The sequence below is a fragment of the Bartonella sp. MR90HLJMH genome (assembly GCF_042194115.1).
Lineage (GTDB): Bacteria > Pseudomonadota > Alphaproteobacteria > Rhizobiales > Rhizobiaceae > Bartonella > Bartonella grahamii.
The window spans coordinates 1-26020 of the sequence record NZ_JBHIMM010000014.1 but is presented as its reverse complement, the minus strand read 5'-3'; the positions used below and the strand labels follow the sequence as shown (position 1 = coordinate 26020).

At 40.8% G+C, this 26020-nt stretch carries 21 protein-coding genes and 4 pseudogenes; 17 read left to right on the top strand and 8 right to left on the bottom strand.

The window, feature by feature from the left end:
- From ACFIJ9_RS08135 to ACFIJ9_RS08125, 3 genes are all read left to right on the top strand, one after another.
- On the top strand, positions 1 to 657 hold a 657-nt coding region (locus ACFIJ9_RS08135), incomplete at its 5' end, for a hypothetical protein (RefSeq protein ID WP_375636652.1).
- A 91-nt stretch (positions 658 to 748) separates the two neighbouring features.
- Positions 749 to 1873, top strand: a complete 1125-nt coding sequence (locus tag ACFIJ9_RS08130) for a N4-gp56 family major capsid protein (protein WP_375636650.1) — start codon at positions 749 to 751, stop codon at positions 1871 to 1873.
- A 19-nt stretch (positions 1874 to 1892) separates the two neighbouring features.
- Positions 1893 to 2273, top strand: a complete 381-nt coding sequence (locus tag ACFIJ9_RS08125; protein WP_375636648.1) for a hypothetical protein — start codon at positions 1893 to 1895, stop codon at positions 2271 to 2273.
- A gap of 34 nt (positions 2274 to 2307) precedes the next feature.
- On the opposite strand, the gene ACFIJ9_RS08120 is transcribed toward ACFIJ9_RS08125, so the two are convergent.
- Both ACFIJ9_RS08120 and ACFIJ9_RS08115 read right to left on the bottom strand, forming a co-directional pair.
- Complete coding sequence (locus tag ACFIJ9_RS08120; RefSeq protein WP_273788712.1) at positions 2308 to 2589, bottom strand: addiction module antidote protein; 282 nt, start codon at positions 2587 to 2589, stop codon at positions 2308 to 2310.
- Complete coding sequence (locus ACFIJ9_RS08115; protein WP_017196508.1) at positions 2570 to 2881, bottom strand: type II toxin-antitoxin system RelE/ParE family toxin; 312 nt, start codon at positions 2879 to 2881, stop codon at positions 2570 to 2572. Before ACFIJ9_RS08115 ends, ACFIJ9_RS08120 begins: the two co-directional genes overlap by 20 nt.
- Positions 2882 to 2946: 65 nt before the next feature.
- On the opposite strand from ACFIJ9_RS08115, the pseudogene ACFIJ9_RS08110 reads away from it, so the two are divergent.
- A pseudogene (locus tag ACFIJ9_RS08110) lies at positions 2947 to 3261 on the top strand (hypothetical protein); the annotation flags it as partial.
- A 1271-nt stretch (positions 3262 to 4532) separates the two neighbouring features.
- On the opposite strand, the gene ACFIJ9_RS08105 reads toward ACFIJ9_RS08110, so the two are convergent.
- The 4 genes and pseudogenes from ACFIJ9_RS08105 to ACFIJ9_RS08090 form a co-directional block, all read right to left on the bottom strand.
- The gene (locus tag ACFIJ9_RS08105; protein WP_375636646.1) at positions 4533 to 5312 is read right to left on the bottom strand and encodes a hypothetical protein; all 780 of its coding nucleotides are present in this window, start codon (positions 5310 to 5312) and stop codon (positions 4533 to 4535) included.
- 92 nt (positions 5313 to 5404) lie between these two features.
- Complete coding sequence (locus tag ACFIJ9_RS08100; RefSeq protein ID WP_375636644.1) at positions 5405 to 6025, bottom strand: hypothetical protein; 621 nt, start codon at positions 6023 to 6025, stop codon at positions 5405 to 5407.
- Positions 6026 to 6106: 81 nt separating this feature from the next.
- Entirely contained in the window at positions 6107 to 6877 is a 771-nt protein-coding gene (locus ACFIJ9_RS08095; protein ID WP_375636643.1) for a hypothetical protein, read from the bottom strand.
- A gap of 1291 nt (positions 6878 to 8168) precedes the next feature.
- Positions 8169 to 8625: pseudogene (locus ACFIJ9_RS08090) on the bottom strand (type ISP restriction/modification enzyme); the annotation flags it as partial.
- Positions 8626 to 9287: 662 nt separating this feature from the next.
- Here ACFIJ9_RS08090 and ACFIJ9_RS08085 point away from each other — a divergent pair.
- From ACFIJ9_RS08085 to ACFIJ9_RS08030, 12 genes are all read left to right on the top strand, one after another.
- Positions 9288 to 11021 (top strand): ShlB/FhaC/HecB family hemolysin secretion/activation protein, encoded by a 1734-nt coding sequence (locus ACFIJ9_RS08085; protein ID WP_375636640.1) that lies wholly within the window; start codon positions 9288 to 9290, stop codon positions 11019 to 11021.
- Between the two features lie 25 nt (positions 11022 to 11046).
- Positions 11047 to 19281 carry a hemagglutinin repeat-containing protein gene (locus tag ACFIJ9_RS08080; RefSeq protein ID WP_375636637.1) on the top strand — a complete coding sequence of 2745 codons (8235 nt, stop codon included), beginning with the start codon at positions 11047 to 11049 and terminating at the stop codon, positions 19279 to 19281.
- Positions 19278 to 19685 (top strand): hypothetical protein, encoded by a 408-nt coding sequence (locus tag ACFIJ9_RS08075; RefSeq protein ID WP_375636635.1) that lies wholly within the window; start codon positions 19278 to 19280, stop codon positions 19683 to 19685. Before ACFIJ9_RS08080 ends, ACFIJ9_RS08075 begins: the two co-directional genes overlap by 4 nt.
- A 15-nt stretch (positions 19686 to 19700) precedes the next feature.
- Positions 19701 to 20003 (top strand): hypothetical protein, encoded by a 303-nt coding sequence (locus ACFIJ9_RS08070; protein WP_375636634.1) that lies wholly within the window; start codon positions 19701 to 19703, stop codon positions 20001 to 20003.
- Positions 19979 to 20278, top strand: a complete 300-nt coding sequence (locus ACFIJ9_RS08065; RefSeq protein WP_375636632.1) for a hypothetical protein — start codon at positions 19979 to 19981, stop codon at positions 20276 to 20278. The genes ACFIJ9_RS08070 and ACFIJ9_RS08065 overlap by 25 nt, the downstream gene beginning before the upstream one ends.
- 188 nt (positions 20279 to 20466) lie before the next feature.
- Positions 20467 to 20871 carry a hypothetical protein gene (locus tag ACFIJ9_RS08060; protein ID WP_375636630.1) on the top strand — a complete coding sequence of 135 codons (405 nt, stop codon included), beginning with the start codon at positions 20467 to 20469 and terminating at the stop codon, positions 20869 to 20871.
- On the top strand, positions 20859 to 21641 hold the full coding sequence (locus tag ACFIJ9_RS08055; RefSeq protein WP_375636628.1) for a filamentous hemagglutinin: 783 nt from the start codon (positions 20859 to 20861) through the stop codon (positions 21639 to 21641). The genes ACFIJ9_RS08060 and ACFIJ9_RS08055 overlap by 13 nt, the downstream gene beginning before the upstream one ends.
- Positions 21638 to 22042, top strand: coding sequence for a hypothetical protein (locus ACFIJ9_RS08050; RefSeq protein ID WP_375636626.1), 405 nt, complete (start codon positions 21638 to 21640; stop codon positions 22040 to 22042). The genes ACFIJ9_RS08055 and ACFIJ9_RS08050 overlap by 4 nt, the downstream gene beginning before the upstream one ends.
- Before the next feature lie 48 nt (positions 22043 to 22090).
- Positions 22091 to 22357, top strand: a complete 267-nt coding sequence (locus tag ACFIJ9_RS08045; RefSeq protein ID WP_375636624.1) for a hypothetical protein — start codon at positions 22091 to 22093, stop codon at positions 22355 to 22357.
- Positions 22333 to 22815: a hypothetical protein gene (locus ACFIJ9_RS08040; RefSeq protein ID WP_375636622.1), complete on the top strand. Its 483-nt coding sequence runs from the start codon at positions 22333 to 22335 to the stop codon at positions 22813 to 22815. Before ACFIJ9_RS08045 ends, ACFIJ9_RS08040 begins: the two co-directional genes overlap by 25 nt.
- Positions 22812 to 23213, top strand: a complete 402-nt coding sequence (locus ACFIJ9_RS08035) for a hypothetical protein (RefSeq protein WP_273788687.1) — start codon at positions 22812 to 22814, stop codon at positions 23211 to 23213. Before ACFIJ9_RS08040 ends, ACFIJ9_RS08035 begins: the two co-directional genes overlap by 4 nt.
- Before the next feature lie 176 nt (positions 23214 to 23389).
- A complete protein-coding gene (locus tag ACFIJ9_RS08030) occupies positions 23390 to 23749 on the top strand; it encodes a hypothetical protein (RefSeq protein WP_375636620.1) in 360 nt (119 codons plus the stop codon).
- 102 nt (positions 23750 to 23851) lie between these two features.
- On the opposite strand, the gene ACFIJ9_RS08025 is transcribed toward ACFIJ9_RS08030, so the two are convergent.
- Together ACFIJ9_RS08025 and ACFIJ9_RS08020 are read right to left on the bottom strand one after the other, a co-directional pair.
- Positions 23852 to 24052, bottom strand: coding sequence for an AlpA family transcriptional regulator (locus tag ACFIJ9_RS08025; RefSeq protein ID WP_273788688.1), 201 nt, complete (start codon positions 24050 to 24052; stop codon positions 23852 to 23854).
- A gap of 209 nt (positions 24053 to 24261) precedes the next feature.
- Positions 24262 to 25429, bottom strand: a pseudogene (locus ACFIJ9_RS08020) (tyrosine-type recombinase/integrase).
- Between the two features lie 173 nt (positions 25430 to 25602).
- On the opposite strand from ACFIJ9_RS08020, the pseudogene ACFIJ9_RS08015 reads away from it, so the two are divergent.
- Positions 25603 to 26020, top strand: a pseudogene (locus ACFIJ9_RS08015) (hypothetical protein); the annotation flags it as partial.

Below are 26020 nucleotides of genomic sequence, written 5' to 3'. Positions count from 1 at the left end.
CTTTATGAACCCCAATCCCAGACGCCAATGGTTGAAGGTGAAAATGCACCCCCAGACCCTACACAAGACATTATTGGTTATATGGGTTGGATAGGAAAAAAGATTCGAGAGCAGGATGCGTATATTAGGGAACAGAAAGAAGCGCTAAGACAAGCTGAGGAACAGCAGCAGCATGATATACGTCTTGGTCAGTTTTTCAACAGTTCTGTTAAGTCGTTTCAAAATAAATCCAGTGATTTTGGTGATGCGGCAAATTTTCTTTATGAGAAGCGTGCGAAGGAATTGAGTTCTTGGTCGTCACTTTATCCTGAGTATGCAGATCCAAACACAATTTCTGAGATCATAAGGAATGAATTGCGTACGATTGTAGCGACTTGTGCACAAAGAGATCTCAATCCGGCAGAAGAGATTTATAGAATAGCGCAAAATCTTGGCTATCAGAACCAAGCAGTGCAAGCGAATAATCAAGTTGCAGAACTTCAAAGCCGTCAGAATTCTGCGAGAACCTTAACGGCGTCTGGTGGAGGGGGGAGTACAGGTCCACTTTCATGGGAAACGATGAACGCTATGACGGATAAAGAGTTTCAAGCATGGTACAGCAATCCAAAGAACCGAGTGCTTATACGCAAATTGAGTGGTGCGGATGATGAAGATTAAGTGAAAGACTTGTAGAGAATAAGCCGCCTTTGGTGCGGGTTAGTAGTCCGGCTTTAAGCCGGTTTTTTTATAGCAAAGAAAGGTGAAATAAATGGCAACAACACATATAGGGATTAATGATCCCCATGCGTTAAAAACATGGGCGAGAATGCTTGATGCGGAGGTCTCCAAAGCAACTCCTATTGCTCCTTTGATGGGGCAGGATTCCAATAGCATTATTCAGGTGAAAACAGAGACGCAAAAAGGCAAAGGGGATTGTGTAACATTTAGTCTGCGAGCTCAGTTATCAGGACGTGGTGTGAGTGAGGGTGAAACCCTTGAAGGCAATGAAGAGGCACTCCAATTCCTTCATGATAAACTGTATATCAATGAACTTTATCATGGAACAAGAATTGCCAATGAAGGCACTATTGATAATCAGCGCACATTGTTTAATTTGCGCGAAGAAGCCAAAAACAGTTTATCAGATTGGTATGCGGACCGTTTGAGTTTGATGTTTTTCGTTCACGCTTGCGGTTATACAGCCAACAGGCTTAATTTTGAGGGAGAACTGGTTGATCTTGATCCTCTTTTTTGGGGCTTTAATGCACCATTAGCTCCAAGCAGTAAGCGCATTGTGCGACCAGAAGCAAAAACCAAGGATGAAGAGCTTACAGAAAAAGCCAAACACAGCTTTAATCTTAAATTGATAGATGAAGCGGTTCAGTGCGCTAAGCTAGCGAATCCTAAAATTAGACCGGTTCGCGTGAATGGCGAGAGTGTTTATGTGTTGTATTTGCATCCCATTCAGGTGACACAATTGCGCACTAATACAGAGACGGGTCAATGGCTTGATATTCAGAAAGCTGCTTATACCGGTTCGCGTTCCAAAAACCCAATCTTTGATGGTTCTCTAGGCATGTACAACGGTGTGATTTTACGTGAATCAGAGCATGTCACCAATGGTGTTAAATCCACGGATAGTACACGTCTTGCAGGTGTGCGCCGTGCTGTTTTGCTTGGAGCGCAAAGTGTCGTTATGGCATTTGGTAAGAGTTACGGTAAGACCCGCTATAAAATCGAAGAAGAAACCTTCGACTACAAACGCGAATACGGTTTTGGAGTGCATACAATTATGGGCATGAAGAAAACGCGTTTCCAAATGCCCGGAAGAGCACAAGGAGCCCAAGATTTTGGAACGATAGTTATCCCCACCTACAGCGGTGAAGTTGAGTGATGAGGAAAGGAAATAGGACATGGTAGATGGCGTAACAGGACACTTACACGGCAGAGATCTTCATACACATCAGGTCAGTTTTTTGCGTTTGAATATCTCGCATAAAGATAAGCATTTGACGCGCAAAATCGGGACTTTACCGCGTGGTGCAATGATCCTTTCGATTAAAGCGTTTGTGAAGACAGCGTTTTCAGAAGCGAAGTTGAAGATAGGAAGTACCTATGGGGGTAATGAGTTTAGTGAAAAGGACATCAAAGCCCAAGGTACGCAAGATTTTACATCAACCAACCAAAAAGAGTTTGTTCCAGAAGATCAAGAGCTTACGCTTTATGCAACACGGGATAAAACAACCGCGGCTGGAGAGTGTGTTGTGGTCGTGCAATTCGTGACCAATCGTTGAGAGGTATAGGGGAAGGCTTAATTCCCCTCACGATTTATGGAGCAGATTGTACAGAGAGTTGCAAATTAAGGGCAGATAAGACAGCGACTAAGGTAGAAAGTTTAGGGTCACCTGTTTTGCTTAAAGAGCGGTATAATCCACTGCGTTCGCGATTGGTTTCTTTTGCTAAGGCACTCATATTTTGTGCTCTAGCAACAATGCCAAGGGCATCCGCTATATGAGAGGCATCACCAGTTTTGAAGGCTTCATTTAAAAAGACTTCTTGAGATTCTGGTGTTGTGAGGTGTTTTTCAAAGTTAAAGGTTTTCAATTTCATTTTTAAGATCCTCTAAAAGAGATAAGGCTTTTTGAATATCACTGGATTGTGTGGATTTGTCACCACCACAAAGCAATATAATGATTTTATCGCCTTTTTTTGTAAAATAAATTCGGTAACCAGCACCATAGTGGATACGTAATTCACCTATACCATTAAAAAACTTTGCATCACCCAAAAGCCCTGAACGAATTCTATGAAGCCTTGCAAGAATTATATTAGCAGCTTTTCTGTCTTTAAGTTTTTCTAACCAGTTATCGAATTCATCTGTTGTTTTTATTATCGCTACCATCAGTGCACTATACTACACAAAATATATAATATCAATTGTAATAATTTTTACTGAAAGGTATTTTGATGACACGTCATTATATTCGGGTTAAGACCGGAGGACCAATACCTGTAAAGCGAGATGTTTATCGTCATAAGAGGACACTTTCGCACCTTGTGTCGGTCATTCAAGATGAGATTGATGACATAGCCGATGAGTATGTTCATCAAATCCAAGAAAGTATTTTTGCAGCCATTCGTTTTTGTGAACGGGAGACCTTTTACTTTAACGAAAGCCGTGATGTGGTGTTTGAGACACGGGCGGGACAAGGTGTTTATGATGCAAGCACTACCAGCCATATCGAAAGTGCTGTTAAAATCAAAAACGTTTATCTGAGTTCGATAACATATTATGCATAAAAAACTAATAAAGTCAATAGGTTGTGTGAAATTATTTTATATGAATCCACTTAAGAATCCACACTTTTATGCATGATTCATTTGATCATTTTTTATATAAGATTGCCATGCATGAATAGACCATAAAAAGCAAATCATGATGTAAATGTTATAACGCATGTAAACGTTCAAATGAAATGAAAAGCAGCTATCATTCATAACAGTTCATAAATTTTATGATACGTTTTTATCACTCAAATCGCATTGTTTAAAATTTAGTCGTTTGGAATTATCGATAACATACGTTTAAAGAATGGTATGAGTTTTGCTCTTTTTTGAGCGAAACCTTAAAAAGGAATAATCGTTTGAAACTGTCATAAGCTTATAGGTTTAATTTATAAAGATTGCATAAAAGGATTTAAAGATAAGATCACTTTTAAAAACGCTTTCTAAAAGTTTAGAAAATGATAAGTAATCAGCATAAATATAGTATCATTACATATAGAATGAAAATCACAATGTTATGTCTTATGAAAGAGAAAGCTTTTTAATGATATAACGCAAGCAAGAAGACTTCAAAACCATTGTAACATCATAAGGTATGGGATTTTATTCAATTTTGAGTCAAAAGCTGTAATGTTTAAAGAATGCTCTATTCTAAGATAATGCCCCCAAAAATGGACCGGCTAATTTTTAAAGAAATTAGGTTTTAATGAAAAGTACAAATACGCTTATGAGAACCTCTTTAAATGCACGTTTAAACGTTTGAAACATAAAATGAGATCTTTATAAGAAACGTTAAAACTTCTTTTTATCACAGTTATAACTTAGTTATCATTTGCTCTTAAGAACGTTTCATTTATGAAAAACGAAGATCTAGATTTCACAGCAGAGCAAAATCTTGAAAACCTTACATTTTATAAAAGCGTTTGTTTATTTTTCTTATGAGAGATTGTTTTGAAAACCAATGCTCGTAAATGTAAAAATGGATTTTGTTACAAACTTTCACTTAATACACATTTGCTTTATTTACGTTCCTTTTGATAAGTTTTCATATCTCTCATAGAGCGCTTGCAATATGATACGTTTTGTATATATGCATTCATTACTCCATGTGGATGATTCATTTTAATCAATAAGAAACGCTATTTGAAAGCCGCGTCATATCATTTGACACGGCTTTTTTATTTTACTCTCTCTTTTATGATATGTTTATAGCAATGCATTTTATATGCGTTTATAACCATAAAGAAGGCACGCCCCCATGTCTCTTTTTATTCTGTTTTATCAGTTATATTGATAACATTATCGTTTTCATAAACCTCACATTTTTTTGGAACGACACTTACTTTACTTTGACTGTTTAATTTTGCATTGCCATAGGCTTTTCCCCAGACCTTGGCATGATAGGAAACCTTGGCATTACCATAAACAGAGCCATAAACTTCAGCATAGCCACTCACAATAACATTGCCATAAACCTTGCCATAAATTTTAGCATGACCTTTGACAATAGCATGGTTATAAATCTTGGCATGGCTGTAAACACAGACAGAGCCAGAAACCTGAGCATGCCCATAAACCCTTGCATAATTATAAACCCAAGCATTATAAGAAATATGCGCATTATCATAAACATGGGCTTCTGTATAAATACGAGCGCTCCCACACACCTGGGCATTGCCATAAACATAGCCAGATATACGTGCATTACTATAGACACAAGCATTGTCATAAACTTTAGCATATTGAGAGATAAAAGCCTTACCATAGACCTCAGCATTGCCATAGACATGACCACAAACCTGAGAAAAATGGCGTATTTTTGCATTTTCATAAACACGGGCATAGCCATAAACCCACGCATTATCATACACCCAGCAATTGCCATCATGAGAGAGGTTGCTTTCCTTTTCAATAAAGCCCCCAAGATCCCCCACTTTGACATCATCAAAATCTTTTAAAGCTTTAATGCGATAAAGGTTTGTAATTTTCTTAGTAATCCTATCTTTGATTTGTTTAATTTCATTGGTTAATTCATATTTTTTGCACATAAAGATACCCTCACAATCTAATGTGATAAACGTTTGCTAAAATTTGAAATGAGATGTTTAAAGAAGGGCGCCCCCGCCGCGCCCGCGCGTCTTTACGCAGCGTCTTTTATGGTTTGTTCACAAATTTTGATATGACCGTTCAATTTTTTGGTATCTATATATGAATTGCCAAAAACACTCACTTGATCACAAATGTATGTATAGCCTGTAATTTTTGCATTTTCATAAATATAAGCATCATCACCAACCACAGCAAAAAACCAAACTTGAGCATTGTCATAAATTCTTGCATTGCCATAAGCTTGCGCATAGCCAGTCAATAAAGCGTTATCATAGATTTTAGCATGACCTTTTATAACAGCCCTGTCAGATACCTCAGCATGATTCAAAACGCAGGCATGATCGTAAACATAAGTTATTCCAAAAACCAAGGCATGATCAGCAACCCTTGCATTGCCTTCAATTTTTGCATTATCAAAAACACTAGCGTAATCACAGACTGTAGCGTGATCAGAAACATGAGCATTATTATAAACACAAGCCTTATCATAGACCCAGCAATTACCCTCATGAGAGAGGTTATCTTCCTTTTCAATAAAGCCACCCAAGGCACCAGCCTTAACATCAGCAAAGTCTTTTAATGCTTTAATGCGATAAAGGGTATGATTATTAATTACATACGTTTCATTTGTGAGTGCAAACTTCTTTTGCATGGCACAATTCCTTTATAAGAAGATTTAATTTTTGAATGAGATGTTTAAAGAGGGGCGCCCCCGCCGCGCCCGCGCGTTCAATTACGCAGCATCACTTTCATATTCGCTGTCATTATCATCGTCATAATACCCTTCAAAATCAGCATAATACTCATGACGATAATAATCATCTTCGCTACCAAACTCAGGATATGCATCATCATAGATATCTTCATTAGCTGTTAAAGAGGCATTACTATGAATATAAGAAGAACCAGAGATAAGAGCATCACAAATAACGGCATCATCAAAAACACGCGATTCATCACAAATATAAGCAGAGCCACTTATTTTTGCATTGCCTCCGACATGGGCATCATTACAAATGACAGCATTATCGGAAATATGAGCATGATCAGTGACACGGGCGTTATCATAAATTTGTGCATTGCCTTCAATTACAACGGCGTTGTTAGCATGCGCATTACCAGACAGCTTTGCATTGTCCTTTAATGTCATACCTTCAAAAATAGCATTCCCATAAATTTGAGCATTACCATAGACATCAACAAAAAAGCTTTTTACTTTAGCATTTCCAAAGACGCGTGCATTTTGAAAGACCCGTGCTTTATTATACACCCAGCAATTACCCTCATGAGAGAGATTATCTTCCTTTTCAATATACCCCCCTAAATCGCCTTTTTTGACATCATCAAAATCTCTTAAAGCTCTAATTCGAGTTAAGAAATGACCATCGATATATTCACCATCATCAATAAATTCATATTTTTTTGCAGGCTCTTGTTGATTAACAGACGTGGTTTCATTTGAAATATTAGAGATAACGGGGGTGTTGTTTGATATATTTTTCATAATTAAAACCTTACTGATTAAATGTTTGTTATTGGCATCTCTATAGAGGCGCCGGGTGCTAACAAACACGGCAGTAAGTCCGTCGTTACACTTTTCCCATAAATGGGTATTGTATGGTGTAACTACACCCGACAAAATCACTATATATGCTAACAAAAGCATAAAAGATAGTCAGTTTTTAATAGGATTAGGTTTATCGCAACCTATTCGCTTACTGTTTAGTGTTGTTAAGCACTTGATTATTTATATAGCAAAATACGTATTTATTGTCAAATAACATTTTATCTTTTTTGATATTTTTTATTATTTTTTTAAATACGTTGTGTATAGATAATATCTTATGATTATTAATTGCTTCTTTTATATTTATGTGCTTTTAAAGCTATATTATAGGTTTTATGAAACGATTGCGTTATTTTCTGAATCTATACATTTATAATATTTAGAAAAACTCTCATAATGCGTATTTTTATCTTTATAACCTATCAATTTTGTTACTAAATGAATTTTAAATTTTTTGTGAATTTTGTTTATAAGGGTCTTTAATTTAAACGACCTTAATAGCACCGCGCTCTTATAACAAATGCTTTCATTTGCATTTTTGCATTCTCTATAGCTGTTATGTTCTTTATAGCCATGGCATCATTTTTCAGTTTCATAAGAGAAATGATAAATAGGATAATTGTGATTTATAGACTGTTATGAAAATATCTAAAGAGAGATTGATTATTATAAGGATTAGCAAAATCCCTTTTAATAAACTTTTGTCAGTCTTGTCAGTTCTTTTTAGAACTTATATCATTTTTTTAAATGAGAGAAAATTAAAATCATTATATTTCAATAAGTTAAGTTTTATCAATTTTTCAAAAAAACAACCTATATCAATAATACAACCTTTAAATTCAATCAATAACATACGTTTTGTAGGGGTTTTGGGGGGGTTAGAAACATTCAAAACCTATAAGTAATATAAGGAAATGAATATACATAACCCTCTTTAAACAAAGCTTCTTATAACAATAAAGCTATCATTTTAGATTACGGTATAATCTTTTAAAGGCAATGTAAAAGAAGCGTATTCACTTTAAGATGGGATTTCTTAAAAGTCTTAAAGCAATCCAAATAAGAGTATCTAAAAGTGCAAATGATTTCTTTTTAGAATAACGCATATAAGCACTCTTTTTAAAGATTGTATGTAAGCAATTTATAAAAGTGATATAGAACCTATAGGTATAAGACCTTATACCCCTTGTGAGGTTAATATGCCTATCATGTGAGCATGCTTTATAAGTTATTTGGTTTCTCTAATTTCTAATTTTGGTAAGTTCTTAACAATTTTCATTGTTTCTAGACTTACTGTAATAACCCTTTGAAACAACTCTAGAGGATAGGCAGGGTTGCCAATGGTTTCAACAGCATAACGATTGGCATCATTAACAATGCCGCTCTTTTTATCAGTCTTAACGCATTGACGCTCCATAACCCATTCAAGAGCGGGTTTACCATTGACGATATACTCATAAAGCTTCAAGAGGGATATCTGTTATTGTGATATTGCTGTTATAAAAAACAATCAATTTATCTTTTTCCTTACTATTCCCAGCGAATTTCATTTCAGTCACATAATAAAACTTTTCGGGATTAGAGATCTCTGTAACTTTTGGATTACCCTTTTTAAAAGTCACTGGATAAGGTTTTACATCTTCATAATTCACGTGCAAATGATCCAGTTCACGCCCTGTTACAATAGAGCTCCGTTTTCGTATAAGGGGTTTAATTCTCTTCAAAAGAATTAAAACGAAGCTTATTAAATCCATTTTGAACGAATTGAGAAAAAATGCAGAAAAATACGAAAAAAGCCGATATTTTTTTTCAAAAAGTTTTTTAAATGCAGCTTATCCACAGCCTATGAGAGAGATCAGATCAGCAAACTAGTGAATTTTGCTGTTCGTTTCATGTGTTAATCAAGACAAATGAACTATATGCTTTGATAGGTTTTATAGAATGGTTTTGAAGGTTTCTCAAACCTTCAAAACCATTCGAAACTCATAGATTAGGGGTCCTTTGAAGGTTCACTCTATGAATGCAAGGGGATATGGTTGAGCAAATTTATCCTTTATATTTATGGGGATATTGATGTATTAAACATTGACGGGCTAAACAGTTTTGTTTAGAGGTTTTTTCATATAAATGTGGGGGAGAAATCTTCAGCAATTAAAATAAAGCAGTTTTTGGGTGTCACTTTTTTGGTCACAAAGGCATGTGCTTTTGTTAAAAGCGTTATAGGGCAGTGGCTGTTTTGAGTGGTATTGTTAGAGGTTCCATGAAGTTCTTTTAAACAATGCTTCATGAATAGTGCAAAGCGGGGCAATCTGTATTGTTTTGTGTATTTTTACGCCAAAGTTCTCTTTTGAGAATTTTTCGTGCCATTTTTGTTTTCTTTGGCTTGTTTACAGGTGTAAGTGTTTATGCGCGCTCCTCAGCTATTTTTCATTCCCCAACCGATAATTTTTCTCGCCAACAATCTGAGAAGCAGCAATTAGAAAGAATTGAGAAATTGCGGTCTTTAACGCCTAAAAGGATAAAGACGCCTTCAGAGCAAAATCCAGAAACGCTTTTGGGTGGGAAGCAATGTTTTCCAATTCATGCTATTGTTGTTGAGGGAGTGCACCATGTCAAAAAGCGCTCTATATCAACCGTAACAGAGCCTTATGTTGGAAGATGTATCGGTCTTGTCGATATTCAGCTCTTAATCAAGAAGTTAACCAAAGTTTATTTGGATCAAGGCTATGTGACGGCGCGTTTCTACATTCCCGATCAAGATATCAAAAACAGCAAGACGCTCAAATTTGTTGTTGTTGAGGGCAAGCTTTCAGAGATTTACTATAATGGTTCTCCAGTCTCTCGTTATAACAATGTTGTGTGGAGTGCTTTTCCTGGGCTTCAAGGTCATGTTCTGAACATGCGCGATATTGAACAGGGGCTTGATCAGATCAACAGGCTTTTTTCAGCGCACGCTCAAAGCGAACTTCTTCCAGGGCGTGAAGAAGGGAGCACCATTGTCAATATTAACAATCATCCCGATAAAACTTTCAAGGTTACTGTTTCTCATGACAATATGGGACAAGCCTCTACGGGTTATGCGCGTTATAGTGCGGGCTTGAGGGTAGAAAATATTTTAGGGATGAATGATGCGTGGGATTTTAACTATCAACGCAGTGAGCCCGATTATTGGGGTGGGAGCAAGCAAGAAGGACATAGCAATAACATTTCAGCGAGTGTGAGTATTCCGTACGGTTATTGGACCTTTGGATTGAATGGCACTGTTTATAATTACCAAAGCATAATCCCTGGCAATTTTACCGATATTGAGACGACGGGGGATTCCAGTGAGTTACACGCCAGTACAAGCAGGGTTCTTTACCGTGATGGTGTTTCCCTTACAACCTTGAATTTAGGTCTTTCTTATAAAAGAACCAACAATTACCTTCTTGGCAATAAGATTGAAGTGGGCAGCCGTCAATATAGTGTCGCCAATTTTGGGATTTCGCATTCGCGCCAGATGCTGGGTGGAACTTGGACCTTTGATGTGAGTTATTTGCAAGGTCTTCCCTTGTTTCATTCTGTCAAGAAGCACGATCCAGGAGCAGGAGATGCGGAGCCACAATTTGCCAAATTTACTGGTACGCTTAGTGTCATGACGCCTTTTAAGGTAGGGGGCTTGGACTTTATACTGAGCAATCTTTTGAGTGGTCAATATTCACCGCATAATTTACTGGGTGCTGAGCAGATTTCGTTGGGGGGCGCTTCCAATGTTCGTGGCACGCGTGAGAGTTTGCTTTTTGGCAATAACGGTTTTTTTAGCCGGAATGATTTGTTGCTACGCACCATTCCGTGGAGCAATCACGCGACCTTCAAAAAGGTTTTTGGTGAACTTCGCCCTTATGTTGGTTTGGATTATGGGCGTGTGTTTTCGCAAGTTTTGTATGGGATTAAGAGTGACCAGCTTGCCGGTTGGACAGCAGGTGTCAAGCTTGCGGGAGGCATGGTCTCTCTTGATGCCAGTTATTCCAGTATTTTTTGGAGCACAGTTAAGCACAAAAAATCAGGAACATTTTTTATGACATTAACAATGGAACTTTAAGCATTTTTTATTGGGGAGTTAAAGTATGAGATATGAGAAGAGAGCAGAAAGAGCAGCTTTATTAGGTGTTTTGGTCTCCAGTACGATGCTCAAAAAGGTTTTATTTGGAGGACTTGGTTTTTCTTGTTTGTTAGCCCCTTCAGCGTTACAGGCGCAAATTACTGTGGATCCTAACGCTAATGCCGCTCATCGCCCAGATATAGTAGCAGCGCCCAATGGGGTTCCCTCCATTGATATTGTTACCCCCAATGGCAAGGGCTTATCACACAATAAATATGACGATTTTAATATTGGCAATCCAGGTGTGATTTGGAACAATCATGCGCAAGAAGTGGGGCAATCGCAGTTGGGGGGCATTATGCCGGGCAATCCGCATTTGCGTGTTACGGGTTCGGCGAAAGTGATTTTAAATGAAGTGACCAGCAGCAAGCGTAGTGCGCTTCATGGTCCAGGAGAGGTTTTTGGGAGCCCCGCCGATGTGATTATAGCCAATCCCAATGGGATAAGTTGTGATGGTTGTGGCTTTATCAATACGCCCCATGCGACCTTAACCACAGGTGTACCCGAAATTGATGCGAGCGGTTTTTTAAAAGGCTTTGAGGTGCGAGGTGGGGATATTACCTTTGGAGCAAAGGGAGCCAATTTTTTCTCTGGCCAAGGGGCTGTTGATATTGTCGATATTGTCTCACGCACGGTGCATTTTGAAGGACCTGTTGCGGGCAAGGAGATTGGTGTGACCGCAGGGACAGGGCACTTTGATTACGCTTCACGGGAAATGAAAGAACTGACCGATATTACTGGTAAACCGGAATATGCGATAGATGGTTCTGCTTTGGGGGCTCTACAGGCGGACAGAATAAAACTTGTGGCGACAGAAAAAGGTGTTGGGGTTCGTATGCGCCATGATATGGCAGCCAATGCGGGGCAGTTGCATCTTTCTGCTGACGGGAAAATCTCCCTGAAGAATGTTTTTGGTCATGGGGGTGTTGTCCTCAAATCGAAAAGCCAGAGCGTATTGGCAAAACACATCACCTCGAAAAAGCATATTGATATTGCCGCACATAAGGATGTGACGTTAGAAACCGTTGGCGCTGATGGTCATTTGAAAATAGAGGCGCAGGATGGGCTTTTATCGATTGCCGGAAACGCAACGTCTGGGGGCAATATGGAGCTTTCTTCGCGCCAAACTCTTCAAGTTTTAGGGCTAGGGTCAGGCGCTGATATGGCTCTTGAGGCAGGCGGAGAGCTGAAGATTGAGGGGAACGTTTTAGCGCAAGGGAACCTCAAGGTACATGCCGGTGGTGATATCCAAACGCATCTTTTAGCTGGTAGGGTTGATATGGTTCTTGAGGCGGGTGGAGACTTGAGGCTTGAGGGGGATGTTTTAGCGCAAGGGAACCTCAAGGCACATGCCGGTGGTGATATAAAGGCGCAGCTTTTAGCCGGTGGGGTTGATATGACGGCAACGGGTGCTACAGGTGTTGTTGTTCTTGGCACCCAAGGGGATGTTGATCTCCAGAGCAGTCAAGGTGCGATTGTTGCTGAAAGTGTTTATGGGGCAGGAGACATCACCCTGGTTTCTCATAACGGGCTTTCTGTTTCTCAAACAATTCTGTCGCATCAAAATGTTGCCATTCAAGCACAACCAGAAACAAATGCTTCCGTTCATTTTGGGCAACTTTTAGCTCATGGCAAGGCAAATATTGAGGGCGGGGCGGTTGACTTTTCTTCGCTGATGACGGGTGAAGAAGCTGTTTTAAAGGTTGGCAGCCTTGATGCAGGCACACTGATGACAGGTGTCGTTTCTACGGGCGGTTCAGGGGATCTTGTTTTAGATGAAAAGGGCTTTCTTTTTATTACAGCAAAAGAAGGGGTGAAGGTTGGGCAGATTGCCAGTGGTGGCAATATTGAAATTTTTGCTGGCAACGACATTTATTATGATCAGGTCATTGGCTATGGCAACGCAACATTGACATCGGTATCTGGAGAGATCAGTGTTGAGAATGTGCTGTCTACCGAGGGGGATGTGAGATTGACAGCACCGACACTGGATTTAAGCAATAATCGTTCTCATATTTACACGCCGCAAACGCTGTATTTAATTGCAGATCATATTGATGTCTCGGGCAGCGAATTGACTTATGGTGGTTTAGACTTTCAAAGCACCAATGCCCTTGATATTCACCATGCGCGGCTACAAGCCGTGACAGATGAGGGAGGGACTGGAGATATTCTCTTTATTGCTCCAAGCGTTATGGTGGATAAGGCAACTTCTGTTTTAGCGGCACGAGATTTCGTGATCAAGACGGGGGAGCTTGGAAATAGCGGTCAATTGGCATCGGGGCAGGATTTAGTCTTTCGCGTGACGGGCAATGTGACCAACAACAAAACGGGCTTAATTTATGTGCAGGGCAATGGTGCTTTACAAGTTGATGGGGATTTGCTCAATGATTTTGGCACTATAATGGCAGAAGGTGATTTATCTTTTACCAATGCAGATGGCAGCGGAAAAAGCCTTTCCCTTGTTAACAAAGCGGGCTTTATTCAAGCTGGTGGAAACTTAAATATCCAAACCAACACCCTGAAAAACGAAGCCGATAGCACGCCTGTCATCACGGAAAAAACGGAATATAGCGATATTTCTTTCGAAAAACCAGACAAATATAATTTTCTCGATGGTAGGGATTTATATCATGATACGAGATCGAATAGCTGGGGTAAAGGAAAGCTTTCTAAGTGGCCGGCTGGTAAAAAGAAGAAGAATTTTATATTTGAACAGCAGGTTTGGGCGAGCAAAGAAGAAATCTATGGCACCGCAATTTCAAGCGACGGAACAGTCTATAAGGCTTTTACTTGGGAATATAATGATAACAGAAAAGGCATAGAACAGTATTCCTGGAATGGTTCTCGGCAGAAGGGAGGATGGTTAGGGTCAATAAACGAACACTGGTCACATATGACAGAAAAGACTGTCACGCAAGGGTTTTCGCATAAACCAGTTTCGGGGGTAATACAATCTAGTGGCAATCTCATCATTAACGCTGATACCATTGACAACCATTATAGCTCTATGAGAGCAGGGGGAAATGCCGATATCCACGCCAATGTGCTCACCAATTTGGGGGCAACGGCTTATAAAAACACTTATCTTAGTTGTCAGGCTTATACAGACAGTTGTTATGGCTATAAAGCTGATGGAAGCCGCGATGTTTCTTTAGATATAGTCAATGGCAAGGATCGCCAAACTGGTTCAAAAGTTCTTGATACCGTTCCTGGTCTTGTTCAAGCGGGTGGCACTTTAAATCTGGTGGTCGATCAACTCAATAACACGGCAGCGGAAGGTTCAATTACAGGGGATGCGCATTTTAAAGCACAAGCAGTTGGGGGCAATCCACTGGAGTCCTTAAGTGGTTTGCCTGGAGCTGGCGCTCTCTTTACACCAAAAGTGGATCTCAATAATGCAGGAGAACTTTCTGAGGGGCTCCCTTTACCAAAACCCCAATCGGGTGGGGTTGGTGGCACGCTACCCAACCAGAATTTCATTTATGAAACGCGGGCAGAATTCCTTGATGTTGGCAAGTTTTATGGCTCAGCCTATTATTTGAACAGAATAGGTTACAATCCTGATCGGGAGATTTTTTTCTTAGGCGATGCTTATTTCGAAAAGCAGCTGATTGAAAAACAAATGCGTGATCTTGTTGGTCAAGGGTTGGGCAAAGGTTCCTTTATTCCTGGAAGTGATGCCATTGAACAAGTCAAAACTTTGCTGGATGGTGGGGCAGAATATGCAAAAGCCCACAATCTCCCCTTTGGTGAGGCTTTGAGTGAAGAACAATTGGCGTCCCTAGAAGCCCCGATGGTGATTTATGTGCGCCAACAGGTCAAGGGCATGGATGTTTATGCACCGGTGCTTTACATCCCCGAAAAAGACAGAGCCTCCTTTGTTTCTGCTGGGGCTTTGATCATGGGCGATGATGTGAATATCACCAGCCAAAATACGAGCAATTCAACGATTATCAATTCAGGGCGGATTGCGGCAAATCACCAATTGCATGTGCATGGCGGGGATATCCTCAGTCAAGGAGGGCATTTTGCGGCGGGTGGGGATGCTGTTATCCTTGCGGAGAAGAATATTCGTTTGGATGCAGGGCGCACAACGGTTGACGGCGTGGAGACCGTTTTAAACACCGAGGCGCTTTCTGCTGGGGGTAATGCAACGGTGATTGCTAAACAAGATATCACCGCCTCAGGGGTGGGGATCACTACCGGAGGTGATCTTGCCATGGCTACAGAAGAAGGCAACTTGACGATCGGTTCAGCAGAAACCCATTACCATGATGAACAGGGTGATGCCACCATGCATCATAAATCTGTGTTAAACTCTGGAGGCTCGACGACACTTCTCTCTGGAAATAATTTGAATATTCTAGGCTCTGATGTTCAAGCAACGGATAATCTTTCCTTACAGGCAAAAGAAAACGTTTCAATTGATGCCACACGCAACAGTACCAATAGCCATCGCGGGGATCGAACTTCTCATGTCGCCGTGCACAATGGCTCTCATTTAAGTTCTGGAAAAGATACCACTGTTCTCTCTGGAAAAGATATCCATATTGCTGCTTCCGATATAGATGCGAAGGGCAATGTTGGACTTGGCGCCCAAGGGGAGATAACAATAGGGGTAAGAGAAGATGAGATGGAGTATCATCTTCGCGCCAAAAACACGAAAGTGGATATGCAAGCCTCTCATGTCGTTGGCTCTTCGATAAAATCGGGAGGTGATACCACGGTCATTGCAGGGCAGGATGGCAAGCCGCATGATCTTAGCATCACAGGTAGTTCCATTGTGGCTGATGGCAAGGTAGGGCTGAAAGCCAGCAACGATGTCCTGATCACCAATGCAGAGGATAGCTTACACTATGAAATGTCGTACCACAAAGAGGGTGGAGCATTTAGTAGCAGCAAATCCGTGCATAACAAGGTGGATGCTACCCAAGTTTCCGGTTCACTCATATCTGGGGGTGAAGGCGTTGCCATTGAATCTGGAAACAACACGGAAGTTGTAGCCTCGACGCTCACAGCCGGTAAGGCAGAGGAAACGTCAGGAGAGAAAGCACCAGGAGAACAGAAACAAGCGGATATTACCATTCACTCTGGGGGAAAGATTGTCATAAAAGGCGCCCAAGAACAGTTGGATCAGCAAGCACAATCGTCTTCAAGTGGCTTTTTGCATGAGGAATCGTCCGATACATCTCAATCGCATACCACAACGGTCTCCTCTATCCTTGGGGCAACGGGCAACATTATCACGCAATCAGACAAAGAGACCACAATCACTGCTTCTCATATGTTTGCAAATGAAGATATTCATGTGAGCGGAGAAAATGTGACAATTGATGGCATGACGGACCACCATAGCAGCCATTCAGAGACCCATGAAACGGGTTTTGGTGTGGGATCAGGCAAGGGTTTTGTGTCGATATACGGGAGTGAGGGAAAGACAGAAAATGAAGAGAGTTTTGAGCATCAAGGCTCTTCTCTCAATGGGAAAAATATCACCATCACCGCCACCAAAAAAGATGTGAACGTGGAGGGCTCTGATTTTACTGCGCAAGAAAATATTCATGTTTCGGCAGCCCATGATGTGAATGTTTCACCTGGTCACAATCGTCACAGCGCAAGCTCAAAGGAAGAACGCACAGGTTTTGGGTTTCAGTTTGAAAAGAACCCTAGCGGTGCTTCTGTAGGTGTTGGAATTGCAAGCGCTAAAGATACGGGCGATCAATGGGAAAATACCAATACGCCATCTCATTTCAAGGCGGGCAAAGATGTGCAGATCAATGGTGGCAATGATGTGAATTTACAAGCAACCATTGTTTCGGCGGATCGTGATGTCAACATTGATGCCGGCAATAATATCACACTATCAGAAAGCTATGATACCTCTAACGCAAAAGAAAAGCATGAAAAGTCTTTTGCTGGTGTGACAGCCTCTGTCAATGTTGGGGCTCTTGGTACCGTACAGGGCATTAAAGATGCAGTAAAGCAAGCTAAAAATAAGGATGACAAACACCATATTGCCAATAGTCTTATTGCTGGTCTAAAAGGCTATAATCTCTTTACCAAAGGCAAAGGTTTTTTCAATTTTCTGACTGGTAACACAGGAGAAAGGGGCAACACCGCAAGAGCTCAGGGCAATGTAGCAGGAAATTTGGCTGGCTCTACCAAGGATGCTCTTGCCAATATGGCTGATGTTTCAGCTAGTGTGACAGTGGGCTTTAATACAGAGAAGTCGGAGGCATCTGTTCAGACATCTACTGCGGTAACAAATAGCATAGCAGGCGGGCGTTCTATTAATATGCATGCCCATGAAGGCAGCATCCATGGTGTTGGAGCCGATATTATTGCTGGTACCAATCCAATCTATGTGCTGGACAATGATGAGCAGAGCGGAAATATCACCTTGGAGGCAGGGCAACATATCACTTTTGAAAGTGCACAAAACACGCAAAGCACACAAAACCACAATGAAAGCGCTTCGGTAAATGTTGGGTATAGCTATGGTACCGGTGGCGCAGGGGGAACGGGCAATGCCTCCTTTAGTCAAGGGGAAGGTTCCAGTGAGGAAATTCAACACAAAAACAGCCATATTGTTGGCACCGGCACTGTTCATACCATAAGTAAGGGAAATACCACACTAGCAGGCGCTGTAGTTTCTGGAGAGCGTGTAGAAGTAGAGGTTGGTGGTGATTTCGCCATTATCAGCCGCAGTGATACGGGACAAACTTCCAGCAAGCAGAAATCGGTTTCTGCAGGGTTTGGTGGGAGCAAAAGTTTTGATGCAGGATCAACAAGCCTTTCCTTACAAAAGGATCAATCCTCTAGTGATTATCATAGTGTTGTGGAGCAATCAGGCATCAAAGCGGGTGATGGCGGCTTTAATATCAACGTTAAAAATCAAACAACGCTGACCGGAGGCATCATTGCCAGCACAGCCTCGACGGACAAAAACAGCCTGACCACAGGAAGCATTAGCACCAGTGATATCAGCAACAGTGCCCACGCTAAAGCCAGTAGCCATGGGGTTAATGTTTCTGGTGGCGGTGTTTTGCAACAGGGGAAATATGGCGTCATAAAAAACGTGGTCAAAAATGCTTTAAGTCATGGAAAAGCCAAGGATGCAGCAGAAGGGGAAACCAAATCTGCTATCAGTGATGGGACTATCATCCTTACTGATATCACTGGACAGAGGGCGATGGGGCAAGATGCTGGACAAATCATTGGCTCTCTCAACCGCAACACCGCTACAGCCCACCAAGCTGTAGCACCGCTAGATGTCGCACCGCTTGAGGGAGCCGTGCATAATCGCCTAAATATGATCAATGATTTATCGGATGAAGGATTTGAAATCGCTGGTCAGGGCATTGTAAACATGTTTATCAAAGAGCATTATCTGGCTACCGTTGAGCACGATGAAAATGGCAATGTGATCTATGCAAAAGATGAAAATGGGGAACCTATAGAAGATAGCCATGGAAACCCGCAGCCGCAATATCATTATTTAACGCCTGAAGAACAACAGAATTTACAAAAAGGTTCTGATGGCAAGGTGCATGTGTTCCTCAATGGTATTTTTACAACACCAGATGAAGCAGCCCATAATGCGGTTCAGTTGGCTGATAACAAGAATGATCCGCACTATTTTCTGATGTTCCCTCATAGCGATTCGCTCTTGGTAGAGGGGTTCATTGCAGGGTATCAGTATTTTCTAGAAGGTAAGTTGGGTGTTCTGACCAATTCGACGAAGAAATACCAGAATCTGTTATATAGCTTTGGCAATAAAGGATTGCATGTTGATGCCCATAGCCGCGGCAGTATGACAGCGGGCAATGGATCGCATGATTTAGAAAAGCATGGTGTTCATGGTATAGCAAAGGAAACAACGATTAATTTCTTTGGACCAGCTTATAATACTCAAAACATGGCAGATATATTATATATCTTAAGTGATGGAAAGCAGGATTATGTAAACTTGGAAAATCATAAATATGACTTTGTGGGTACAAAGATTGGCAAAAATCCTTACACTTTTGAGCAAATACCTCCTGGAAGTGGTCCCTGGAAAGAGAGAGGGCAAATATTTAAGGGCTACCCCAGTGTTCATGCTTGTTATGGTCATGCAGGTTATGCGTGTACATCGCGCTATGGTTCACCTAATCGTACGCCAATTTATTCAAAATATTCAGGGAGGAAAAAATGAAGAAAATCTTGAAATTATTAAGTGGTCTCATTCTGTTAAATATCGCTGGATGTAACATTGATAAGCCTGCTCCAGGGTATTTGAGTATGTGGGAGAAAAATAGTGTTACTGATTTTACTGAGGTAGGAAAAGCTTTGTTAGAATGTGGTATGCCAACGCCTTATGATGTTGATCCAGAAAGTGAAAATATAAGCATTAATGCTAAAGCAACAATTCATGCTTGCATGCTCCAAGCAGGATTCCGTTATAAAGATAAGTTGGGAGGTAATTGGTGTTATACTTTTAGAGCCGAAAACCTTCCCATTTGTCGTCCAGGTGCTGTCATACCACAGCGCAGTGTCAAGAAGCGCTTAAACAGCCCGTTTTGTAAAAAATATAAAAATAGTCGCAAATGCCAGCCTTAAGTTTTGCTGTTTGTGATGATCAACAATCCGCCATCCTTGCCTTCACTTGGAATGGCGCGATTGTTTCCTCACGCACATTATTTAACGGATGAAGAAAAGCAGCATTTGCAAGCCGGCTCTGATGGCAAGGTGCATGTGTCCCTCAATGGCATTTTTACACCACCCTATGAGGCGGCTGTTTATGCAGAGCAACATGCGATGCGGAGAATAAAAATGTACCGCTTTATTTTGTTGTGTTCCCCCAAGCGGATTCTGCTATTTCAGAACTTCTGGTCGCGGGTTATCAGAAGTTTATGGAAAATAACTTTTGGGGTTTGACCAATTCCACACAAGAAGCAAAAGATATAATGTCTCGCTATGGTAACACAGGATTGCATTTTGATGCCCATAGTCGTGGCAGTTTGACAGGCTTTAATATGATGAATTCTTTCAAACAAGAAGGTGTAAATGATGTAGCTGGCAAGACAACGATCAGTTTCCATGGACCAGCGGCTAATGTTTTGGCGGCATCCGGTTTGTTAGGTTATGTGAGTGGTGGCAAACAAACCACTATTGGTTTTGATGGGCATAGATTTGACTTTGTAAGCCGATGAATTGGCGGTAATGGCTATACTTATGAGACAATACCTGCTGGTAGTAACTGGTGGAAAGAAACATGGAATATGTTCACAAATCCCAACAGTGTTCACACATGTCTTGGACATGCGAATGCTATGTGCAACATACTTTATGGCACATCTCATCTAGAACAAAAACCTTGAATTAGATCATGGAGAAAAAAATGAAACAAACCTTAAAATTATTAAGTGCGATAACTCTGTTGAGTATAGCTGGGTGCCAGTTTAATAAAACTCCCACATCTTCTATAGGGGCATGGGAAAAACCAGGAGCAGATTTTACTGAGATAGGAAAAGCCTTGTTAGAATGTGGCATGCCAACACCTTATGATGCAGATCCAGAAAATCAAAATCGCAGTTTCAATCAAATGGCAACCATTGATGCTTGCATGCTTCAAGCAGGGTTCAACTATAAATATGATGTGGGGGGGGGGTGGTGTGGAAACCATAAAGCCGAAAATCTCCCGATTTGTCGTCCTGGCGCTGTCATACCACAGCGCAGTGTCAAGAAGCGCTTAAACAGCCCGTTTTGTAAAAAGCATCCAGAACAATATGAATGCAAACCTTAAGTCTTGCTATTGGTGATGGAAACAATGCGCCATCCTTGCCTTCACTTGGAATGGCGCGATTGTTTTCTCACGCACATTATTTAACGGATGAAGAAAAGCAGTATTTACAAGAGGGTGCTGATGGCAAGGTGCATGTGTCCCTCAATGGCATTTTTACACTACCCTATGAGGCGGCTGTTTATGCAGAGCAACATGCGGAGAATAAAAATGTACCGCTTTATTTTGTTGTGTTCCCCCAAGCGGATTCTGCTATCTCAGAACTTCTGGTCGCAGGCTACCAGAAGTTTATGGAAAATAACTTTTGGGGTTTGACCAATTCCACACAAGAAGCAAAAGATATAATGTCTCGCTATGGTAACACAGGATTGCATTTTGATGCCCATAGTCGTGGCAGTTTGACAGGCTTTAATATGATGAATTCTTTCAAACAAGAAGGTGTAAATGATGTAGCTGGCAATACAACGATCAGTTTCTATGGACCAGCGGCTAATGTTTTGGCGGCATCCGGTCTGTTAGGTTATGTAAGTGGTGGCAAACAAACCGCTATTGGCTTTGATGGGCATAGATATGACTTTGTAAGTCGATGGATTGGCGGTAATGGCTATACCTACGAGACAATACCTGATGGTAGTAACTGGTGGAAAGAAACATGGAATATGTTCACAAATCCCAACAGTGTCCACACATGTCTTGGACATGCGAGCTCAGCATGTCGATATGTTTATGGCTCATCCAATCTAGTACAAGTTCCTTTAAGGAGTAAAAAATGAAACAAATTTTAAAACTATTAGGTGTTGTAACTCTGTTGAGTATAGCTGGGTGCCAGTTTAATAAAACTCCCACACCATATCTAGGGATGTGGGAAAAGCCTGGAGCAGGTTTTACTGAGGTAGGAAAAGCATTATTAGAATGTGGTATGCCAACCCCTGATGATGTCGATCCAGAAAATAAAAAGCTAAGCAACAATGCATGGGCAACAATTCATGCCTGTATGATTCAATCAGGATTCCGCTATAAAGATCAAAGAGGGGGGGGGTGGTGTTATACTTTTAAAGCCGAAAACCTTCCCATTTGTCGTCCAGGTGCTGTCATACCACAGCGCAGTGTCAAGAAGCGCTTAAACAGCCCTTATTGTAAAAAATATAAAAATGCACCTGAATGCAAGCCTTAAGCACAGTTTGTGATGATCAACAATCCGCCATCCTTGCCTTAACTTGGAATGGCGCGATTGTTTCCTCACTTTCATTATTTAACGGATGAAGAAAAGCAGCATTTACAAGAAGGTGCTGATGGCAAGGTGCATGTGTCCCTCAATGGCATTTTTACACCACCCTATGAGGCGGCTGTTTATGCAGAGCAACATGCGATGCGGAGAATAAAAATGTACCGCTTTATTTTGTTGTGTTCCCCCAAGCGGATTCTGCTATTTCAGAACTTCTGGTCGCGGGTTATCAGAAGTTTATGGAAAATAACTTTTGGGGTTTGACCAATTCCACACAAGAAGCAAAAGATATAATGTCTCGCTATGGTAACACAGGATTGCATTTTGATGCCCATAGTCGTGGCAGTTTGACAGGCTTGAATATGATGAATTCTTTCAAACAAGAAGGTGTAAATGATGTAGCTGGCAAGACAACGATCAGTTTCCATGGACCCGCCTTTAATGCTTTAGTTGCATCCGGTCTGTTAGGTTATGTGAGTGATGGCAAACAAACCACTATTGGTTTTGATGGGAATAGATATGACTTTGTAAGCCGATGGATTGGCGGCAATGGCTATACCTATGAGACAATACCTGCTGGTAGTAACTGGTGGAAAGAAACATGGAATATGTTCTCAAATTCCATAAATCCCCATACCTGTCTTGGAAATGCGAGCTCAGCATGTCGATATGTTTATGGCTCATCCAATCTAGTACAAGTCCCTTTAAGGAGTAAAAAATGAAACAAATTTTAAAACTATTAGGTGTTGTAACTTTGTTGAATATAGCTGGATGTCAGTTTAATAAAACTCCTTCATCATCTTTGGCGATGTGGGAAAAGCCTGGAGCAGACTTTACTGAGGTAGGCAAAGCATTATTAGAATGTGGAATGCCAGCTCCTTATGATGTATTTCCAGAAAACAGAAATTTAAGCAACAATGCATGGGCAACAATTCATGCCTGTATGATTCAATCAGGTTTCCGCTATAAAGACCAAAGGGGGGGCTGGTGTGTAAATCATAAAGCGGAAAACCTTCCCATTTGTCAGCCTGGTGCTGTCATCCCGAGGCGCAGTGTCAAGAAGCGCTTAAACAGCCCTTTTTGTAAAAAGCATCCAGAACAATATGAATGCTATCCTTAAGTCTTGCTTGTAATGATCAACAATCCCCTATCCTTGCCTTTGCTTGGAATGGCGCGATTGTTCCCTCAATCTGTCATCTCAATATTGTTCACCGTTGTTTTAAGCAGCGGTGACAGAAAATATCAACAGGCTTAAGAGCTTTTTATCGTAAATAAATCCATTGAAAGAGGGGAATAATGAAGAAAATCTTAAAACTGTTGAGTTGTATAGCTCTGTTAAGTTTCACTGGATGTGTTAACTCAATTCCCTCACTTTCTCCAGCATTATGGAGAAATAAAATACTTTTAGAATGTGGAGTACCGGACCTTAATAAGGTTGTGGCGCTAGATTTGAATCAATTTGCCAATATTGAAATGTGTATGGCGCAATCAGGTTTTCGTCCTAGCTTTACAATACAAGATTGGTGTGAAAACCATAAATCGGACAATCTTCCCATATGTCGTCCTGGTGCTGTCATGCCTCAGCGAAGTGTTGAGAGACGCTTAAATAGCCCTTATTGTAAAAAACATTCAGAACAACTTGAATGCCAGCCTTAAGTCTTGCTTCAGCAGAGAAAGCCTTGAATTTACACCAAATAAAGCACCAGGTTGATGAGTTTGAGAAAGCCTTGTCTGTCCTTACGTGACAAGGTTTTCTTTTTATGCTACGTCGCTTTGACGTTGCTGTTTCGCTTGCTCGATTACATTGATAAGATCTGATTGTAACCAACGCGATAAAAAACCAAATTTTAAAGGTTTTGGGAGAGAGCCATTAGTTACATGACGGCGGAATGTTGAGACACTCATATGAAGCAATTTTGCACTTTCACGGTCTGTCAAAAGAATATCATTTTCTGTCATAATAATTTCCTTTCAAAAGTAAAAAAATGAAAACAAATCATAAGCATTTATTAACCACATTTTGGTTCATTTTTGAAGGTATTTTATTTATAGAAAACAATATTTTATCATACAATTTCTGATGTGATAATTTATGACTCTTATTGAGAAGAATGAGAGAGAAGAGAGCTAAAGTTATCCACAGATAATGGGGTTATTCACCCCATATCTTAAGATTGACCAGTGACATAAGCTGCCCATTTATCCATATAGATCCGGCGTTGTTCTAGATAATCAGTCCGACGATAGGCACGCTCTACTTTACCCCCTACCGTATGACTTAGAATAGTTTCAGCGACCTCATAGGGGGCATCGGTTGTTTCAGCGAGCCAATTGCGTAAACTAGAACGAAATCCATGGGGGCAGGCTTCAATTTTATTTTTTCTCATATACGTCGCCATCATCGTATGTGAAAGAGGACCACGACCGGTAAGTGAAAAGATGAAATCACTTTTAGAAATACAGTGGGCTTGTTCAATTACTTTTAATGCTTCAGATGATAAGGGCACGCGAAATTCTTTTGTTGTATCACGCTTTCCTTTCATATTCTCAGCAGGAATTGTCCATATATCCCCATCAATTTGATCTTTATGAATATGACGTAAAGGGTTAGAGCGAACCCCTGTAAGGATAAGCAGACGCAAAGCAAGATGTGTTATGTTTTGTGTTTTACAGAGGAACTGATAAAAATCTGGTATATCTTTCCAATCCATTGCTGGTCTATTAGTGATCTTATGACGTTGTTTTCCTAAGAGAGCACGTGCTTTTTCTGTTGCTTGTAAATCAACATCCAAACCCAAAGCAGCCGCATGTTTGAGACAAAGATTAAGACGTATCAATGCTATCTGAGCTGTTCCAGCTTTTGTATGCCAAATGGGAGAAAGCGTATCGCGTATCTCTGTTTGTGTAATCTCTGAAACGGGGAGGCAACCTAATTTAGGGAGAATGTAAAGCCGCAAAGGTGAAAACCAATCACTAGCCTTACCATCTCTTTTTAATTCGGCTTTACGACTTTCAAAAGCATCCACGGCAATGTCTTTTAAGTAATGGAGATTGCTTATTGCTTCACGCTTTTGTTTTTCACGTTCTTTAATAGGGTCACGCCCTTCACGTAAAACAGCACGCCACCCAAGTTGCTAATTCACGGGCTTGTTTTAAAGAGACATGTCTTAAGGCACCCAATCCCATTTCACGGCGCCGACCATGAATGGTATATCGTAAAATCCATTGAGCACCTCCATCTTTACGCTTATGAAGTAACAAGCCGGCACCATCATTATATTTGCCAGCCCCCAATGTTGCGACAGCCCTTGCATTAAGACGATTCATAAGAACCATTTTTACTCCTTTCTTGTACAAATTTTATCCACACACTCATCCCACTTGTTATGTGCAAGTAAGTGGTTTTAGTTGATTCAAGATAAACAGATTTGAAATGAGAGAATCCTACGTTATTCGAGACTCTCATTCAACATACAAAACAGTGAATTATCATTATAAATCAATGTCTTGTAGACCGTGTAAGAGATACGATTAACAGTTCTTTTGCAGGTGCGGGTCGTTATGGGTCCGGTGCACATGCAGGTGTATTGGCAAATGAACTTGGTGCTTTGTCCACAAGTGCTACAGCAGACCAGTATAATCGTGATGCGGATCGCATGATGCAAGCCAATGCCATGATAGACCAAGCCAATCAAAATCAGTTGGGAGCCTCAAATAACTTTTTACAGGGTTATGGCAATGCCTATTCCAATGCCATACAGGGGGGAGGTGTGCTTGATAATTACAATCAGAGAGTTGTTGATGCCAATCGAGAACGTTGGCTGGAGCAAGACAATAGCGGCTGGAATAAGTTGAATATGCTTATGAACGCCGGTCATGGTTTTGCAAGGAACTACGGTACAACGACGAATAATAATACAGCCTCTA